Origin of the sequence: Vibrio profundi (assembly GCF_005281835.1) — a bacterium.
Lineage (GTDB): Bacteria > Pseudomonadota > Gammaproteobacteria > Enterobacterales > Vibrionaceae > Vibrio > Vibrio profundi.
In genome coordinates, this window is sequence record NZ_RZIS01000004.1 from 456,230 (window position 1) to 473,422 (window position 17,193).

General features: G+C 41.9%; 25 protein-coding genes. 18 read left to right on the top strand and 7 right to left on the bottom strand.

Annotation, left to right across the window (positions count from 1 at the left end; genetic code table 11):
• The first annotated feature begins 197 nt into the window (after positions 1-197).
• From ELZ11_RS13385 to ELZ11_RS13435, 11 genes are all read left to right on the top strand, one after another.
• A complete protein-coding gene (locus ELZ11_RS13385; RefSeq protein WP_244291656.1) occupies positions 198-416 on the top strand; it encodes a DUF7661 family protein in 219 nt (72 codons plus the stop codon).
• Positions 417-458: 42 nt separating this feature from the next.
• Positions 459-863: a DUF1801 domain-containing protein gene (locus tag ELZ11_RS13390; protein WP_137357911.1), complete on the top strand. Its 405-nt coding sequence runs from the start codon at positions 459-461 to the stop codon at positions 861-863.
• Between the two features lie 112 nt (positions 864-975).
• Positions 976-1,350, top strand: coding sequence for a nuclear transport factor 2 family protein (locus ELZ11_RS13395; RefSeq protein ID WP_137357912.1), 375 nt, complete (start codon positions 976-978; stop codon positions 1,348-1,350).
• Between the two features lie 350 nt (positions 1,351-1,700).
• Positions 1,701-2,237, top strand: coding sequence for a nucleotidyltransferase family protein (locus ELZ11_RS13400; protein WP_137357913.1), 537 nt, complete (start codon positions 1,701-1,703; stop codon positions 2,235-2,237).
• Between the two features lie 125 nt (positions 2,238-2,362).
• Entirely contained in the window at positions 2,363-2,902 is a 540-nt protein-coding gene (locus tag ELZ11_RS13405; RefSeq protein ID WP_137357914.1) for a hydrolase, read from the top strand.
• A 30-nt stretch (positions 2,903-2,932) separates the two neighbouring features.
• On the top strand, positions 2,933-3,205 hold the full coding sequence (locus tag ELZ11_RS13410) for a TfoX/Sxy family DNA transformation protein (protein ID WP_244291657.1): 273 nt from the start codon (positions 2,933-2,935) through the stop codon (positions 3,203-3,205).
• Between the two features lie 26 nt (positions 3,206-3,231).
• Entirely contained in the window at positions 3,232-3,540 is a 309-nt protein-coding gene (locus ELZ11_RS13415; RefSeq protein ID WP_137357916.1) for a cupin domain-containing protein, read from the top strand.
• Between the two features lie 8 nt (positions 3,541-3,548).
• On the top strand, positions 3,549-4,031 hold the full coding sequence (locus tag ELZ11_RS13420) for a GNAT family N-acetyltransferase (RefSeq protein ID WP_137357917.1): 483 nt from the start codon (positions 3,549-3,551) through the stop codon (positions 4,029-4,031).
• 178 nt (positions 4,032-4,209) lie between these two features.
• Positions 4,210-4,728: a GNAT family N-acetyltransferase gene (locus ELZ11_RS13425; protein ID WP_137357918.1), complete on the top strand. Its 519-nt coding sequence runs from the start codon at positions 4,210-4,212 to the stop codon at positions 4,726-4,728.
• A gap of 39 nt (positions 4,729-4,767) precedes the next feature.
• Positions 4,768-5,202 carry a GNAT family N-acetyltransferase gene (locus ELZ11_RS13430; RefSeq protein WP_137357965.1) on the top strand — a complete coding sequence of 145 codons (435 nt, stop codon included), beginning with the start codon at positions 4,768-4,770 and terminating at the stop codon, positions 5,200-5,202.
• A gap of 136 nt (positions 5,203-5,338) precedes the next feature.
• Positions 5,339-5,581: a YgjV family protein gene (locus ELZ11_RS13435; protein WP_137357919.1), complete on the top strand. Its 243-nt coding sequence runs from the start codon at positions 5,339-5,341 to the stop codon at positions 5,579-5,581.
• Positions 5,582-5,629: 48 nt separating this feature from the next.
• Here ELZ11_RS13435 and ELZ11_RS13440 read toward each other — a convergent pair whose 3' ends face one another.
• Positions 5,630-6,511: a LysR family transcriptional regulator gene (locus ELZ11_RS13440; protein WP_137357920.1), complete on the bottom strand. Its 882-nt coding sequence runs from the start codon at positions 6,509-6,511 to the stop codon at positions 5,630-5,632.
• Between the two features lie 83 nt (positions 6,512-6,594).
• Here ELZ11_RS13440 and ELZ11_RS13445 point away from each other — a divergent pair, with 83 nt between their 5' ends.
• The gene (locus ELZ11_RS13445) at positions 6,595-7,023 is read left to right on the top strand and encodes a PACE efflux transporter (RefSeq protein ID WP_137357921.1); all 429 of its coding nucleotides are present in this window, start codon (positions 6,595-6,597) and stop codon (positions 7,021-7,023) included.
• Between the two features lie 117 nt (positions 7,024-7,140).
• Here ELZ11_RS13445 and thpR read toward each other — a convergent pair whose 3' ends face one another.
• The 3 genes from thpR to ELZ11_RS13460 all read right to left on the bottom strand — a co-directional run bounded on the left by thpR (position 7,141) and on the right by ELZ11_RS13460 (position 10,406).
• Entirely contained in the window at positions 7,141-7,668 is a 528-nt protein-coding gene (gene thpR, locus ELZ11_RS13450; protein WP_137357922.1) for an RNA 2',3'-cyclic phosphodiesterase, read from the bottom strand.
• Between the two features lie 198 nt (positions 7,669-7,866).
• On the bottom strand, positions 7,867-9,096 hold the full coding sequence (locus ELZ11_RS13455; protein ID WP_137357923.1) for a hypothetical protein: 1,230 nt from the start codon (positions 9,094-9,096) through the stop codon (positions 7,867-7,869).
• A 362-nt stretch (positions 9,097-9,458) separates the two neighbouring features.
• A complete protein-coding gene (locus tag ELZ11_RS13460) occupies positions 9,459-10,406 on the bottom strand; it encodes a GGDEF domain-containing protein (RefSeq protein ID WP_137357924.1) in 948 nt (315 codons plus the stop codon).
• Between the two features lie 198 nt (positions 10,407-10,604).
• Here ELZ11_RS13460 and ELZ11_RS13465 point away from each other — a divergent pair, with 198 nt between their 5' ends.
• From ELZ11_RS13465 to ELZ11_RS13480, 4 genes are all read left to right on the top strand, one after another.
• Positions 10,605-11,102: a GNAT family N-acetyltransferase gene (locus ELZ11_RS13465; protein WP_137357925.1), complete on the top strand. Its 498-nt coding sequence runs from the start codon at positions 10,605-10,607 to the stop codon at positions 11,100-11,102.
• Between the two features lie 29 nt (positions 11,103-11,131).
• Positions 11,132-12,463, top strand: coding sequence for a GNAT family N-acetyltransferase (locus tag ELZ11_RS23925; protein WP_244291658.1), 1,332 nt, complete (start codon positions 11,132-11,134; stop codon positions 12,461-12,463).
• A gap of 35 nt (positions 12,464-12,498) precedes the next feature.
• Entirely contained in the window at positions 12,499-13,119 is a 621-nt protein-coding gene (locus ELZ11_RS13475) for a LysE family translocator (protein ID WP_137357926.1), read from the top strand.
• A 70-nt stretch (positions 13,120-13,189) separates the two neighbouring features.
• Positions 13,190-13,606 carry a nucleotide triphosphate diphosphatase NUDT15 gene (locus tag ELZ11_RS13480; RefSeq protein ID WP_137357927.1) on the top strand — a complete coding sequence of 139 codons (417 nt, stop codon included), beginning with the start codon at positions 13,190-13,192 and terminating at the stop codon, positions 13,604-13,606.
• 2 nt (positions 13,607-13,608) lie between these two features.
• Here the strand turns inward: ELZ11_RS13480 and ELZ11_RS13485 are convergent, their stop codons facing one another.
• Entirely contained in the window at positions 13,609-13,884 is a 276-nt protein-coding gene (locus ELZ11_RS13485; RefSeq protein ID WP_137357928.1) for a nitrogenase-stabilizing/protective protein NifW, read from the bottom strand.
• 146 nt (positions 13,885-14,030) lie between these two features.
• On the opposite strand from ELZ11_RS13485, the gene ELZ11_RS13490 reads away from it, so the two are divergent.
• On the top strand, positions 14,031-14,483 hold the full coding sequence (locus tag ELZ11_RS13490; RefSeq protein WP_137357929.1) for a GNAT family N-acetyltransferase: 453 nt from the start codon (positions 14,031-14,033) through the stop codon (positions 14,481-14,483).
• A gap of 123 nt (positions 14,484-14,606) precedes the next feature.
• The gene (locus ELZ11_RS13495; RefSeq protein ID WP_137357930.1) at positions 14,607-14,936 is read left to right on the top strand and encodes a zinc ribbon domain-containing protein YjdM; all 330 of its coding nucleotides are present in this window, start codon (positions 14,607-14,609) and stop codon (positions 14,934-14,936) included.
• 163 nt (positions 14,937-15,099) lie between these two features.
• Here the strand turns inward: ELZ11_RS13495 and ELZ11_RS13500 are convergent, their stop codons facing one another.
• Complete coding sequence (locus ELZ11_RS13500) at positions 15,100-16,128, bottom strand: methionine synthase (protein WP_137357931.1); 1,029 nt, start codon at positions 16,126-16,128, stop codon at positions 15,100-15,102.
• 31 nt (positions 16,129-16,159) lie between these two features.
• Positions 16,160-17,134 carry a DUF1852 domain-containing protein gene (locus ELZ11_RS13505; protein WP_137357932.1) on the bottom strand — a complete coding sequence of 325 codons (975 nt, stop codon included), beginning with the start codon at positions 17,132-17,134 and terminating at the stop codon, positions 16,160-16,162.
• Between the last annotated feature and the right edge of the window lie 59 nt (positions 17,135-17,193).

The following is a 17,193-nucleotide window of genomic DNA, read 5'->3' on the forward strand; positions in this document are numbered from 1 at the left end:
GGATTGAAGATATTCACTGCTACTAAACCCAAATTCGCAAGATTATTATGCTGATTACATTCAGCCTTACGGTTGATTTGTTGTATCAAGTAAGACGTGTTTTTTAACCAGTCGAAATCAAGATACTGATTATCCGATTAATGCGATGTTCGCAGTATCAATGGGTCAGAAGTCACTCGTCAAAAAGGGAAGGTGCGGTGCTCAAGTTTAATGTGTTTGGAAAAGTGATGTCGGTTCACCGTCGGCAAAATGAATGGCAATTGTTCTTAGAGTCAGATGTTGGAATGCGCTCGCGCGTTTACGATGTTGTGATACCCGTAGAGTTAACGGAATCAGAAATCGCTTCCTATCTCGATGATATCTATCATGAAATGGCAACGGAAAAATACCAACGTGTTATTCAAATTAGTGAATAAAGAAATGCTTATTGAGCCGTCATGCTAAAGGGAGAGGTTAGATTGAATTCAGATATCCAACGCAAACTGGATGGTTATCCGGAATTAGCAAGATCTCGCTTGATCGAGTTGCGAACATTGATCTTGTCAGTGATTGAACGTGAGCAATTTACTTTAAAGGAAGAGACGCTTAAATGGGGAGAGCCTAGTTTTCTAGTCGAAGGTGGCAGTGCTATTCGTATTGATTGGAAACTGAAAACTCCCCAGCAATATTATCTCTATTTTAATTGTCAGACTCGGCTCGTGGATACGTTTCGCGAGCTTTATTCTGATGAACTGAGTTTTCAAGGCAACCGAGCCATTGTGTTTAATGTATCGGAGCCTCTTCCTGTCACCACTGTAGAGCTATGCTTGAAGAAAGCATTTCAATACCAGCAACTTAAGAATACCCCCTTACTTGGCGGATGATCTCAATACGGAACTGTGGCTTGAGTACGCATTCTATCGGCTGTAAATGGTGTAAAGCGGCAGTTTCTGGAAGATAGGTTATTATTTTAGAAGGGCATTAAAGGATTAAATCATGTCAGAAACGTATACAGAGCTAGAGAAACAAACTATCGCTGTCGTCGACGCACAACTTGCCGCGTATAACGCGCGAGATATTGATGCTTTTATAGCGACTTACCACGACGATATCGAAATCAGTCTGTTTTCTGCTGGCCCGCAAATTCAAGGTAAGCAGGCACTGAAAGATAGGTACGGACAAAAGTTTAGCGACCTGAAGTATCTACATGCCACGTCATTGAAGCGGATAGTTCAAGGCAATTATCTTGTTGACCATGAACTCGCAGAATCCGCCAGTGAAGACCCGAATAAAATAGATAACAGCGTGAGAGTTATCGCAGCGTATGAAGTGTTAGATGGCCTCATTGTTCGAGTCAGCTTCATGGGTTGATGCTCTCTATTCAATGTAGAGCGCGTGTTCTTGCGAAGAATAACATCAAAAGTCGAAGTCTAAAGAACGAGTGTCTTTAGGCTTTTTTGTTTGAATAGTATCTTGAGAGTGAGCCTTTAAAGGCCGAATTAGATGATATCGATGTGGGCGCAGTCACAATCGTAGTAAAGGTTAGGGATTTTTCTCGTATGGTTCTCACAGAGTTATCAGGGAGTGTGTTCCACCCCACTTAGAGTTGTGGGAGTATGCAAGACGTAATATTAAAGCCTTAGGATGACATTAGTGCTGGCTCAGAGATAGGTATGGTACGACTTACCTCTAGCGAATTCGACTTCTGATATGGGTGCTTTATGGAAAAAGTGATTCAGCTCGTCAAACAAGACCCTTTAAGAGTACAAGCTCTTGATTGTGTTAAACAACTTGATTTACCCCAATGCTATCTGGCTGCTGGGTTTGTTCGAAATTTAGTGTGGGATAACCTGCATGATAAACGCATTCTCACCCCACTGAATGATATCGATGTCATCTACTTTGATAGTGATGAGGTTGATGACAACCGCTACCTAGATCTTGAATTGCATCTATCCCAAATCATGCCAGATGTTCGCTGGCAGGTACGCAATCAAGCGAGAATGCATATTCGAAATGGTGATCAGCCTTATCAAGACATTGTCGACGCGATGAGCTATTGGCCAGAGAAAGAAACGGCAGTCGCGATACGAAAACTTTCAGAGCACAGGTATCAATGTATTTCTGCTTTTGGGTTTGAATCTCTGTTTGAACTTGATGTGACTTACAACCCTAAAAGAAGAAGGCTGGAGTTTGAAGAAAGGTTAGAAGCAAAGGAGTGGCTGACGCATTGGCCCAAGTTGAACGTGGTGTATTGAAGCGTTTCCTTTTTGATTAAGGCTCGGTTTCTTCGATTGATACCACAATTGCAATAACCACTCTAACGTATTCCTCTGACTGGATGAGGATTGAAAATGACTAACATAAAAACAGGGAGAGTTTGATGTTAACGAAAGACAACACAGGTTTAATTATTGTCGACATTCAAGGGAAGTTGGCAACGCTGGTTGATGAAAGCGAGCAACTGATCGCTAATACGATTAAATTAATTAAAGGGGCACAAGCGCTTGATTTACCAATCATTTGGCTAGAACAAAACCCTGAAAGGCTTGGCCCAACAGTTGAAGGCATTCGAGAGTTACTGGATGACATTCAACCTATTCCTAAGTTTACTTTTAGCGGGTGTTCCGAAAGTGCTTTTAATGAAGCCGTAAGTGAAGCCAATGTAGACTCTTGGTTGATATGTGGCATTGAAACGCATATTTGTGTTTATCAAACCGCTAAGACATTAAAAATCGAAGGCTTTAATGTGGAGTTGGTTAGCGATTGCTGCTCATCTCGTAAGCCTGAAAACAAGCAATTGGCGCTTTCTAAACTACAAGCCGAGGGTGTCGGTATTACGGGTTTAGAGATGTGTCTCTATGAGCTGGTGGAAGACAGTCGTTCTCCGGCTTTTAAAGAAATTTTAGGCCTTATCAAGTAGGTATTAGACGATGTGTCGCAAGGGGATGAAGTGAAAGAAAAGCGTATTAGGGATCTAAAAGGTTTCGGACCGAAAAGTGAAGAGATCTTCGCTAAGGTGGGGATTGAATCCGTCGACGCTTTTATGGCGATAGATACCTACGAGCTTTACGCGTTGTTGAAGCAGAATGTCAAAGGCACGGGGCTCAATTCAATTTATGCGATTATCGGTGCTAAGGAAGATCTCCATTGGCAAGAAATCGCGAGAACGCGTAAGACCGAGATCTTGATGCGGTTAGATGAACTAGGTCTAGCCCCTAAATAATGGCCGTTTTAGTGAGCAGATTAAATATGAATTTATTAGAGAACATTCCGTCAGCTTTACCTGAAGAAATATTTGAAGATTTGGTCAAAACCCCGAATGTGCGAATAGAACGAATTCTTTCCCAAGGTCATAGCTCGCCTGAACAGGGTTGGTATGACCAAGATGAAAATGAATGGGTCATGGTGTTACAAGGTTCTGGGACGCTTGAATTTGAAGATGGACGTCGTGTCACTTTAGAAGCGGGAGACTTCATCAATATCCCGGCTCATCAGAAACATAAAGTAGCATCAACGATTGAAGACCAAGTGACGGTGTGGCTCGCAGTATTTTATTAAGGATTAGTATGATTAATTTAAGGAAGATGCGCCAAGAAGAATTTCCGGCTTACAGTGAATACTTCATTGATGATTACAGCCAGGAAATCGCGAAGAATTATGGTCACTCGATTGAACTATCGATTGAACTAGCTAGAAAAGACCTACAAAGTAGCTTTCCTAACGGGTATGAGTTAAATGAACATGACTTGTTATGTATAGAGCAACATGGTGAAAATGAGCCTAGTGTGGTTGGTTACCTTTGGCATTCAGTGAATACGAGTGATAATTCAACTTTCATATACGATTTTTACATCGCAGACTCTTTTCGCGGGCAGGGACTTGGAAAGAAAACTATTAAAGCGTTGGAAGAGCAGCTATTGGAAGTGGGTATAGAGCAAATTAAGCTACGTGTCGCTTATCAAAATACTCGTGCATTAAAGCTGTATCAAGATGCAGGCTTTACCATCACAGGGCTTAACATGTCCAAGAACATCAGTTTGAATGAATAATTTTTAATTCGAAACGAGGCAGATTTTAGTTCACACTCGTACGATAAAAATGTTCGATTGAATCTTAACTCATGGCATTTATTTGAAGTTGAATCTCAGTTATGGTGAAGGCTTCTCCTAGTAACTTTCACAAGTACACTATTCAATATTTGCATGAGATAAGGACACAACAGTAAACATGGAAAACAGCCTCGAAATTCGTTCTCAAAATCTTTCTATGAGGCCAATGGTGCAAAGCGATTGGCCACTTTTCTCTGAGCTTAACGCTCGTTCAGAAGTCATCGAAAAATGCTTCGATCCCTTACCTAAAGAAGAAGTTAAGCAAAAGTTTGAATCACGATTGGGTGAATGGAGTGTCAGTAGCGATAAATGGCTGACTTTGGTCATTACAGAGACGTTGAGTGAAAGTCCCATCGGCATTACAGGTTTCTTTGTGGATGAAGGTGTTGCCGAAGTCGGGTACTTGATACTGCCAGAGTTTTCGGGGCAGGGGTATGGTACTGAATCCCTTTATGCGGTAATTGAATGGGCGGAAAAGCATTGTGACCTAACGAAGTTTCGCGCGATCGTTACTAAAGGCAATGTTGCTTCTGAAAAAGTGCTCGTTAAGTGCGGTTTTCATTTAGATAAAGTGGAACCGTTGGCGTACGAAATCGGCGGCCAGTTATACGATGACCTTATTTACCTCAAAGGGTGATGAGTGTGGTTAAACACCACTTCGATAAGGGAGCTTGAAGTGCGAGGGTACCGAATCAGTACGGAACAAAGCGATTTTGATTTCGAGACGATTTACCGCTTTATCGCGAACAGTTATTGGGCGAAGGGTATTCCTAGAAATACTTTGCACAAGGCCATTACTCACTCATTTTGCTTCGGCGTATTGGATGCTGGAGGAAACCAAGTTGGCTTTGCTCGTGTGATCACTGATAAAGCGACATTTGCCTACTTGGCCGATGTGTTTGTTCTCGATGAGCACAGAGGAAAAGGGTTAAGTAAGTGGCTCATCAAAACCATTGTTGAGCATCCGGACTTACAGGGGTTAAGAAGAATGATGCTGGCGACCAAAGACGCTCACGGACTTTATGAGCAGTATGGTTTTCGAGATATTGAATTCCCTGAAATGCTGATGCAAATTTGGCAACCGGATGTATACCAACAGAAGAATAATTGAATAAAGGAAGAGAAATAATGAAGTTTATTTGGTTGAAAGTGCTAATTACTATTTTGGTATTTGCTGGCTTATTTGGAGTGGTTTATTACAAGGTGGCAAGTGGCACCATGTAAGTTTCAGATGAAGAGGAATCGTGATGGAGTACTTTCAGTATTACGGCATCGACTGGATCGCAATGGTCCTGACCTTCTTAGCTATCTGGCAGATAGGAAACAAAAACAAAATCGGCTTTATACTGATGATTTGTGGCAATACGAGCTGGATAGCTGTCGGATATTTGACTGGAAGCATCGCAATGATTATTGCCAACATCATTTTCTTATTGATGAATGTAAGAGCCATCATAAAGTGGTCTCAGCCTGAAGAAAGTCAAACCTAATTTGATAACAGAAAACTTCTGTCTGACTTCGTGCTTCTTTAAATACTTTTAATCGATTAGCTGTTTTAGGTGTTCTTCTAGCCAACTTAGAGCAGGCCCTTTGGCGCCACGTTTTGAGGTAACTAAGTCTATGGGTGGACACCAAGCTTTATGGTCAAACGTGATATCAATTTCAACTAATTTCTTGCTTTTTATATCCTCACAGACAAGGTGAGTCGGCAAGTAGGCCCAGCCAAGATTACTGTGCAGCAGCAGTTGTCTGATTGAACCAAAATTGTTCGACCACCACACTTTCCCTGCAATGATTGGGAATTGCTCTAACGACTCTTCACCGTAGCCTCGAAGCATCAGTTGACGATGCATCACTAGATCTTTTGCCCCCACTTTACCTGAGTTCGCTAATGGATGCTCTGGGTGACATACTGAACTAAAAGGTAAGTTGCCGATGAAGCAAGGTTCAATTTCTTTGCTAAATGCTAGGTTCGTGAACATTAAGCCAATGTCGGCGCGCTTATCGGTTATTAATGGAATCACATCGGTACTGGCAACAGCCATCAATTCAACTTCGGTTGCAGGAAAACGCTGGCTGAATGCATCTAAAATTTTTGGGAGAGTGGGCATTAATAGAGAGTCGTCAAATGCCAGCTTTATCATGTCTTCTTCATGGTTATTGATCGACTGAACAGACACGCTTAAATCTTCAACTTGCAGCACAATGGCTTTAGCTTGTTTGAAAATTTGTTGGCCTTCTTTGGTTAGCGTTGGCTTGCGTGTCGAGCGATCAAACAATTGAATGTCGAAATCTATTTCTAGGTTGCTTATGCCTTGGCTCACTGCTGATTGCACCTTACCTAGCTTTCTGGCGCTTGCTGAAAAGGACCCTAGTTCAACGGCTTCAACAAACATGCGAAGTTGCTCAATATTATACATATCACTTTTAATGATGGTTACTATCTTTCTTTAATCATAATTGAAGATAGTATTGTTCTCAAAGCAAAAGAGAGAGCAATAAAATGTCACACAAAGAACGAATTCTGCATATGGTACTTTTTGAGCTGGTGGCTCTAATCCTAATGGCATCCTTGGCGACTTTAATCACGGGTAACGATGCTTCGAAAATGGCAGGGTTAGCCTTAACCTTATCTTTGATAGCGATGGTTTGGAATTATGTTTACAACTATGGCTATGACAAAGCATTTGGAGCGGACAGAACAAAACGCAATGCTAAGACTCGCGTGCTGCATGGATTAGGATTCGAGTTAGGGATGATGCTACTTTCATTCCCTGTGTTGATGTGGGCACTACAATTAGATTTTTGGACTGTTCTTGTGATGGATATTGGTGTCGTGATTTTCTTCGTGCTGTATGCCATCGGTTTTAACTGGGTGTATGACGTAGTACGACTTAAGTTTTTTACTCAAAATCCAGTCAGTATCGGATAGAAAAAGTAGGTAATCTATAAACGAGAGGCATGGCCTCTCGTTTTTTGTTTGTCATTCGCCCTGAGGTCTTCGAAGAATACGTTAATGGCTTATGGAACATGACTTACAGAAAACGGTCTATGGGCGTAAAAATATTTCTTCGAGCGCTTCGTAAACCAATAAACCACCTACGGTTTTACTCTCCATAAGAGCGATGGAACGTATCGACATGTCAAATGGTGAAATCATTAGCTCACTGAGTGGATTCTGCATCACAACATTTCGGCCCACTGTAATATGGGGCGTGTACTTTCTTTTCTCTAGTTCAAACCCCGAGCGTGTGAGTAAAGTAAAAAGTTGTTTATGTAGAGCAAGCAACTCGGGCTCTTTCACGACGCTTAACCATACCATTTCACTGCCTTTTCGTTTGAAAGAACCAAAGTGTTCGACGGTAATATGGTTTGGCGTTTGTTTTAATGAAAACAGAGCCTCTGATAGAGCTGGTAGTTGAGCATGATGGCAATGCCCAATGAAGGCCAAAGTGATATGAAAATTTACCTCGCGTGAAAAATTACCTTTTATAGCATTGTCAGCCACAACATCTCGGTATTGGGAAATGGTTTGTTTCTGAGGTGTATCGAAAGTAAGGGCAAAAAATAGTCTCATAGGCGTACTCAATCAATATGGGTGGAATTGGTAAATGAAGATTGGGTGAGGAAGGGGTACTTTGTTAGACGCTACGAGCGTTAGGTTTACTCTAATGTTAGTAAGCACAAGAGGTATCGGCAAACGAATGAAGAGAGTTGTTGAAGCAAAGCCGCATTTGGGTATAAGTAACCAAGCGCGGCTATAGAGGAAGAGAAGTTAAACCTGAGCAGATTCTAGACTTTTCTTTTTGCTCTTTTTGCGTTTTTTCTTCTTAAATCCACCGCTGATATCCCCAAGGAATGAGCCGACGATAGGTTTGGCGGTAACCCTTGCCAGTCCAACGTATAAGAAGTCACTAGCGGGGGTTGCCCCTCCAAGCAGGATCTCGGACTCGTAGTCGTGCTTCCATTTTTTATCGTCTTTAGAGAAGGACATAACAATCTGTTCTTCATTGTACTTGTTCCATTGTTCAATCCCATCTTGGATGATCAATGGATACGATTCCGGTGTTACTCGAATCGCTAAGCCCATATTGTAAGAGACTTTATTGATATTACTGCCTGCCGAGCCACGTGAATATTCTACGGCGTAGTCTGGTTTACCACTGGTTGAATGGAACCCTGAAGTCGTCACACCTGGACCAGACTTATGTGCATTGGCCATTTTTAGCAGCATACAAACATCTAGATTGTTGTTCGGAACTCTTGGTAAATCCAACGCAAACCGACGTCTTAAATAGTTGGCTTGTCGATCATTTGGCATGTTCAAATTACACTTCGCTTTGTTCATTACCTCTTGATCGTAGAGATAACGTAACGGCACCAATCCGTTTATCAAAATAGAATTGACGACATTCTCTGGGACGGCTTTTAATCCCATAAACACTACTGGGTCTTGGCGTAAGTTTTGCCCCTTAATTTGAGACATCGTTATCGTTAAGTTGGTACGCGGGTGGTTCGCCATTTCCCGTTGGTTCGCTTCAAAAAGGTTCTTGAACGTGGCGACGGGTGTTCCTGCGGTTTGATTCGCTAGGATCTCGCCAGTGCGGCGTCTGTGGTATGCAAAATATTGCCTGACACTGTCGTTGTAAGGTGAGGTTAACGCGGTTTCGGCAGCCTGAATTTGGGTTAACAAATAGTGTCGACTGCGGCGCTTTATCTGCGGAAGAATGATGTTATGGCTTAAGTAAATGATGTTACTGCAGCTGTATAACGGACCGGGTTGCAAATCGGTGAGAGGTGGTCTGATTATTATTTCAGGCCGCATTACTGAAAGGATCTGTAGTACGAGAGCGACATATCTGACACGCCCTTCATGAGCATCGGTTGATAGATCACTGGTTTGAAACCTTGGAAACTGGCAGTTGGCGTATTCCACAGATGCTGCCGTTCGAGTAAAGCCATTACTTTTAAGCCATGTAATTGCTGACGATGGTGATTCCCACATGTTATCTCCTCGGGAAGTGAGAGAACTTCCGGTGTTACTGGTGAGTAACCCTGTTCTTTTTTATGTTTACTTGTGTATTTATCATTAAGCACCAAGGTGCTTATATGAAAAGTAGCAGAATCATTCATGTGACTAGCGCTAAATTTGTTTTGGTTATCAGTAAAATGGAATCGCTACGTGACTTATGTGTAATTTATAAAATTGATGATTTCAGTATGAAAACTCAGATATCGCGAGGTAGGGATGCTGGTATCAGGGAAGTGTTGTCTAGGATTAAGAAATTAAAATTTGAGAAGGCAGTTATATTGTTTCAAAACAAAGCGATGATGGTCTATGCGAAAGGCAACAATCAAAAGTTTAAATCAGTAACGACAAACTGCACTTTGATTACGGCCCCGCTCTTTCGCCAAATAAAGACCGCAGTCAGCTTTTTCAATTAAAGATTTAGGTGTGGTTTCAGCATTAGGGACAAGGGAAACGTAGCCGCAGCTGATGGTCACGGTACCAAGCTTTGATGCTGGGTGTGGGATGTTGAGGTGCGATACATCAAGCCTAATTTGCTCTGCTAATATCGATACTGCCTCTTCGTCACCGTAGGTGATTATCGCGAATTCTTCCCCTCCATATCGACAGATAACATCGGTAGTGCGGTTGCTCGTTTGCATTATTGAGTTAGCAATACTGATTAGACATTCGTCCCCAGCATAGTGACCTAAAGTATCGTTGTAGGGTTTGAAGTTATCGATGTCACAGAGAATCAAAGAAACGAAGCGTTGTTCTCGCCTAGCGAGATTAATTAGGAAGGTGAGTTGGCTGTCGAACTCTCTCCGGTTTTTTAGGCCAGTCAGTCCATCAGTAGATGCTTGTTTATAGAGCTCTTCCGAAGCGAGCTCAGGTTCAATTATGCCAAATAGCAGCGTTGCTTGGCCGTCTTCATTTCGTAACAACGCTTTTGCACGGCTAGAGAAGTACAACACTTTATCTTGCTGTTCGTCATAGTAAGGGAAGCGGTTGCAATACTCATCAAGGCTATTAAGCCGAAGCTCTCGATATTCATCAAAGATTTCCTGAGCTTTTTTACTATTGCTTACGGCGATGTATTTATTGTAATCGCCGGCAATCGGGCAGGTTTTACTAACGGAGTGCTGGGTTTGTTTTGGGTCAAGATGAAAGGTTGTACACATGGTGTCATTGCAGTAAAAAATATCTGAATTATCTTCTAGGTCAATGATCCACCAAGACAAGTTACTAAAACTCAATAGTTCTTGGCATTGCTGGTAATACCTTGCTACTCGAGCGTTTGGAAACATCCTCTTACACCTAAACAAACCTTTGTTATAAAAGGTTAAGACAAATATGAACAAAATGAAACAGCGATCGCTTTACTGACTTATAAGTGACAGGTTTAGTATTGTGTGTGGTAGGTTAATGGAAAATAAGTAAGCTCTATAGAGATGAAAAGTTGTAGAGCTTGCGCAATTTAATACTAATAATGCGAGGGAAGCGCGATGAAACCACAACTACATGGAAGCAAGGTAAAACTGAGATGTATCGAACATTCTGATGCTGGCGATTTGTTTGAGATCTATAGCAATGAAGCCACCATGGAGTTCGCTTCTGAGCCGGTATTGGAATCGGAAAGTGTGTTGAAGCAAAAGCTTACTGAAGGAAAAGAAGCTGAAGAATCTGGTGACTTGTACGAGTGGGCAATCGAATGTGCCACTCTTGGCAAAGTTGTGGGCACATGTGAACTACATAGCTTTAGTTTATGTGGCCGTGAATGTGAAATCGCCTGCTTGGTCAATTCGAGTTTTTGGCGCAAAGGGTATATGTCTGAAGCACTGCAGTTAGTGCTGGAATATGCTCAATCTCAAGGTATAAAAAAACTAATCGCAGATATCGACTCACAAAATTATCGCTCGATCGGCCTGTTTGCCAAGAATGGCTTTAAATCACGAGGTGATGGTAAGTATTATCTATGGCTAGAAGAAATGGCGGAATGCTAAGCGCCAGTGTTATTCAGTAAGGCACAGTAATGGATGAACAATTTGAAATACTTCAATCACTTGGAGCTGGAGATTTTCAGCATCTGAATGGCTCTTTAGTCGAACATTTAACGGGTACCGAACACGTTTTAAAAAGCTGGGGTGCAAGTGAGGTGCTCACAACAGCAGGGTTATTTCATGCGGCTTATGGTACCGCTGGGTTTGACGACAATATGGTGTCGTTATCTCAACGTGAAAAGATCGCTAGTTTGATTGGTGAACAAGCAGAAGCCCTGGTGTATTTGTATTGTTCATGTGACAGGGATTATGTGTTTTCACAGTTTGCGAAGTTTGCCAATCAGCAAGATGATCAACAAACGTTTTCTTCGAAAATTGTATTTCGTGACCGATTTACTGGCGCTGAGTTTCATTTAGCAAAAGAACAATGGGTATTATTTTGCGAACTGACAACGGCAAACGAGTTGGAGTTAGTCTACGCAAGCGATTGCTTTAAAGCACAGTACGGTAACGAGCTTTTTGAACTGTTTGAAAGTATTCAACTCTTCCTTACATTAGAAGCGAAGGTTGCCTATCAATTAGCGTTAGGCGACGTTGTGCCTACCAGTCAAATCATGAATCTGTATAACCGACATGAACGTCAGGCATTTACGGCGTTTGATGGTGATAAGGTGTCGACCCCAGAAGTTGTGAAGCTCGTGGCTAATGAAGCTTATGGGAGCTACATTTCATTTTTTGACTTGAATGAAAAAAATGCGAGTCAGCATATTCGCCAAGAAGTGGAATACTTTCGCCAGTTAGAGCGAAACTTCGAGTGGAAAATATACAGTTCAGACATGCCGAGCAATATCGGAGAACTGCTACTTGAGCACGGTTTCCAAGAGGCAGAAAGTGAATCCTTTATGATATTGGACTTATGTTCTGCTAACCCAATAATAGGTAATCAATCCTTTTCAGAGGTGTCGGACAGTATAGGCATAAGAGATGCGATACGAGTTCAAGAACAAGTGTGGGGTGGGGATTTTGAGTGGCAATATCAGTATTTACTAAATTTGAAAAAACAGTCTCCAGAATCCGTGTCTATTTATGTGGTTTACGCGAATGGTGTTCCCGTTACATCAGCTTGGATTACCTTCAATGGAGACAGCCCGTTCGCAGGGATTTGGGGTGGAAGCACGGTTAAAGAACACCGAGGGAATGGGTATTATTCGATGTTATTGAATCAGCGAATTCTGGATGCTAAATCTCGCGGTAAACGATACCTGATCATCGACGCCTCTGAGATGAGTCGACCTATTGTTGAAAAGCACGGCTTCAAGTTTGTTGCGACCACTATCGGTTATGAGTTCCAAGCCACATCCTAAGAGCCTATTCAAATTGCGTTATCCATGGAGGGGTAATGACTATCACGACTAGCATCGCTTTGTTTATCGCGATGCTCTTATCTGCAGCGATTCCTGGGCCAAGCGTGTTAGCCGTTGTGTCGCGCTCTTTATCTTTAGGTTTTAGGCAAGGTTTACTTGTTGTGTGTGGCGTTGTAATCGCCGACTACGTATTTATCTTTCTTGCTCTGTCTGGCTTATCTGCAATTTCTACGGCGATGGGGGAATATGCCTTCATTATTAAGTATTTAGGTGTTAGCTATCTGTTTTGGTTAGCGTACAACACTTGGCTATCATCAAACACCAAGCCCGTTCAGTGCCATTCGTCGAATCGTACTAAGGCTTCCAGTTTATTCGTGGGGCTTGTTATGACGTTAGCTAACCCTAAGGCCATTTTGTTTTATATGGGGTTCTTACCCGCGTTTATTGAGTTGAACAATGTAACGACGTATGACGTTGCTACGGTTCTCGTTGTTTCTACGTTGGCAGTTGGAGGTGTGTTGAGCGTTTATGCATACCTTGCCTCTCACTTAGGAACTTCCCTTATTGAAAAACAGCAATCTAAGAAGTGGTTGAATAAAGTGTCGGCTGGTTTTTTGGCGACTTGTGGTGTGTTGCTCGCTGGGAATAGCCAGTGAATGTACGTCAGTTATTATTTTTTGAGTTCATGGCTAGTGTGCCCAATTAAAGACTAAGGAAATAAAGTAAATGAGTAAAAATGTTCGTGTCGGCGTTGGAGTGGTTATTTTGAGAGATAACAAACTCTTACTGGGAAAGCGTATAGGCGCACATGGCGCTGAAACTTGGGCTACCCCTGGCGGCCATCTAGAACTCGGAGAAAGCATTGAAGAATGTGCGAAGCGTGAAGTGCTAGAAGAAACAGGGCTAGAAGTTTCTAACGTGCAGCATTTGGCTTTTACTAATGACATTTTTTCTCAGGAAGATAAGCATTATGTGACTCTATTTGTGGTTGCGAGCTATGACGAAGGCGAAGCAGAAATTAAAGAACCTAACAAATGCTTAGAATGGAAATGGTGTGATCTGGATTCGTTGCCTCAACCGCTGTTTTTGCCACTAGTGAATTTGCTCAAACAAGATAGCTCTGCGCTTAAGGGAATTAACTAGTGCTAGCGGCGTTGACAGGAAGTACACCCTCTGCAAGCTGAACGGGTATGGCGATCTAATCGGCTTCTTTGTACTTTGCAGTAAGCGTTTTTCAAAGCACGGCGCCCGGAAAACCAGTCGTCAGGTTTTTCGAGTAATAAATATCCCGCAAATCGTTTCATCAATTGGGCTCGGTTGTCTTCGATGAATTTGCTGTCGAACCCAATATCAAAATAATCAAGGGCTTGTTCTATTGAAGTAAAGCTTGCAATGGTTTGTTGAATATCAGTTGGTTTCATTGGTATAAATCATAATGGTGAAGGCATTACTTTAACTGAGTCGGGCCAGCATGCTTTTGATGTAAAGCAGGAAGTACCGCTATACAGAGCGCGAATCGACGTCGGTGACTTTTCGATAAAATACAAATACCGCGAATGAGGTGGATATGGAAATTCAGCAGGTACAGCTAGCAGATCTCGAATCAGTAACAGACTTGGTGAGAACGGTCTCAGCGGTGGATGTCTTACCGAATTTTAGTGAACAAGGAAAAGGTGAATATCGATTAAGGGTACTGCCGGATACAAAAACCACATTTAACACTGAACAATTTTATGCATTGAAAATTGTAAGTAAAAACAAGGTGGTTGGCTTTGGCGCATTAAGAGACGGTAACTACCTAACACACCTATTTATCTCAAAAGAGATTCAAGGAAGCGGTATGGGGAAACAGCTGTTAGCAGCGTTGCTAGCATCGACTCAGGAGGTACAAATCAACCTACGTTCTTCCGTGAACGCTGTATCGTTTTATCAATCTATTGGATTCGTTACGACGGATAAAGAACTAGAGTTCAATGGTATTCGCTTTGTACCAATGAGTTTAATGCGTCAGGTATCGTGATAAGTAATATTCGTTAGCTGTGAGCGTATTAAAGAGGTTAACTGACAAAAGTAAAATCTACTCGAAAATATAGAAGAGACCTTTTAATATGGAGGCACACTTAGTTAAAGAAGTAATTACTGTATGTCTTTTCCTCCATGTCCACACTGCCAATCTGAATACGTTTACCCTGATCAAAACCACCTAGTGTGCCCAGAATGCGCACATGAGTGGAACCCGTTAGAAGTCGAAGAGGAATTTACTGTTCATGATGTCAATGGTAAGCAATTAGAACAGGGCGATAAGGTCACCTTCGTTAAGGATCTAAAAGTGAAAGGCAGTTCTCTAGTCTTAAAAATTGGGACTAAGGCTGTGATCAGAAGAATTATTGAAGGGAAAGACCATCAGCTTGATTGTAAAGTGGATGGCACGGGTGAAATGCTGGTTACTGCAAAGTACGTGAAAAAAGCATAAGTCAGTTTATCACTACGGTAAAAGTTGATGCTTAAGCTATGGTATTTTTGATAGCTTTTGATTATGCCTACCATCGTTTCAGCGAATTCTGGTAGGCATAGTTCAGACTTAGAAAGCATCTGATTAAACAAGAAGTATCAACGCTCAGTCAACACTACCTAAATTAAGCAGACAGTTCTTGTCGAATAATGTCTGCCCCTGCACTTAAAGCACTTAATTTTCCTCGAGCGATATGGCGAGGAAGGGGAGCCAACCCACAATTCGTACTTGGATATAGCTTATCGGCATCTACATATTTAAGAGCTTCACGTAAAGTCGTTGCGACTTGTTCCGGTGTTTCGATTTCATGGGTTGCGACATCGATAGCGCCTACCATCACTTTTTTACCGCGTATCAGCTCCAGTAGCTCTATAGGAACGCGAGAGTTGTGGCACTCTAGTGAAATAATATCGATATTCGACTTTTGCAGTTTAGGGAACACTTCCTCATATTGTCTCCATTCAGAGCCTAGTGTTTTTTTCCAATCGGTATTGGCTTTAATGCCATAGCCATAACAAATGTGAACCGCGGTTTCACATTTAAGTCCCTCGATGGCTTTTTCTAAACAGGCGATACCCCATTCATTTACTTCATCAAAAAAGACATTAAATGCTGGCTCATCAAACTGTATGATATCGACGCCTGCCGCCTCTAGTTCTTTGGCTTCTTGGTTAAGAATCTTTGCAAATTCCCACGCTAGCTTTTCACGGCTTTTGTAGTGGTCATCATAAAGCGTATCGATCATTGTCATCGGCCCAGGTAGAGCCCATTTAATTGGTTGGTCAGTTTGTTGACGTAGAAATTTAGCATCCTCTACAAAAACCGACTTTTGACGAGATACTGCACCCACAACCGTTGGTACGCTTGCGTCATAGCGGTCACGAATTTTAACGGTTTTACGATTTTCGAAATCTACGCCATTTAAGTTTTCGATAAATGTCGTTACGAAGTGTTGGCGGGTTTGTTCGCCATCGCTGACAATATCGACGCCAGCGTGCTGTTGCTCTTGTAATGAAATACGCAATGCATCGTGCTTACCGTCGATGAGCTCGTCACCCTGTAATTTCCAAGGCGACCAAAGTGTCTCGGGTTGTGCAAGCCATGAAGGCTTAGGTAAGCTACCAGCCGTTGATGTAGGTAATAGTGTTTTCATAGTAAATGCCGCTATCTGTTCTCGTTAATTATTAAGCGTAACTTTCTGACCATTGCTTAAGCACGGTTTGGTATGGCTTGATGAAATGTTCTTCAGCAAATTTCCCTTGTTTAACGGCTAACTGACTGCGCTCTTCGCGGTCATAGACAATTTGAGTCAGTGAATGGTCTTGGTTTTTCAAATTAGGTTGATAACAATTACCTGCAACAGCATTGGCGTTGTAAATCTCTGGGCGATAGATCTTTTGGAACGTTTCCATCGTGCTGATGGTGCTGATCAGCTCTAGATTCGAATAATCATTAAGAAGATCGCCAAAGAAGTAAAATGCCAAAGGTGCGACACTATTTGGTGGCATAAAGTAGCGGACTTGTAAGCCCATTTTTTTAAAGTATTGCTCAGTCAAAGAAGACTCATTTGGCTGATATTCAAAACCTAACACAGGGTGCTGATTATCTGTTTTGCTATAGATTTTATTATCGGAAACGCTCAAGCAAATAACGGGAAGTTTATTAAAGTTCTGTTTATAGGTATTCGAATTGACGAAATACTGAAAGAGTTTTCCATGCAGCTCACCAAAATTTTCTGGGATGGAAAATTTCGATTGGCCTTTATTATGGTCTAGAAGTAATACACTAAAGTCGTAATCTCGAACATAAGACGAAAAATTATTTCCGACAATTCCTTCGATACGTTCGTTGGTCTTGTGGTCGATAATGTTTGTCTTCAATACTTCAATAGATGGGAAGGCTTGTTCGTTACCTTCAATGTCCATATCGACAGAAATAATTTCAAGCTCGACAGAGTAACGATCGCCTTTCGGGTTGTCCCAATGAGCTAAGGCATTGAAACTATTATCAATCATCGTTAATGCGTTGCGCAAGTTCGCTTGACGGCTTTCGCCTCTAGCCAAGTTTGCAAAATTAGTTGTGATACGAGTGCTGTCTGACGGATGGTAATTTTCATCGAGACTAAGGCTTTTGATCGTAAAGTTGAAGTCTGTATTCATAATATTTGGTTATCCTAATTCCTAAGATGAAAGCTGAATTTATTCCTTACTCTTACTGG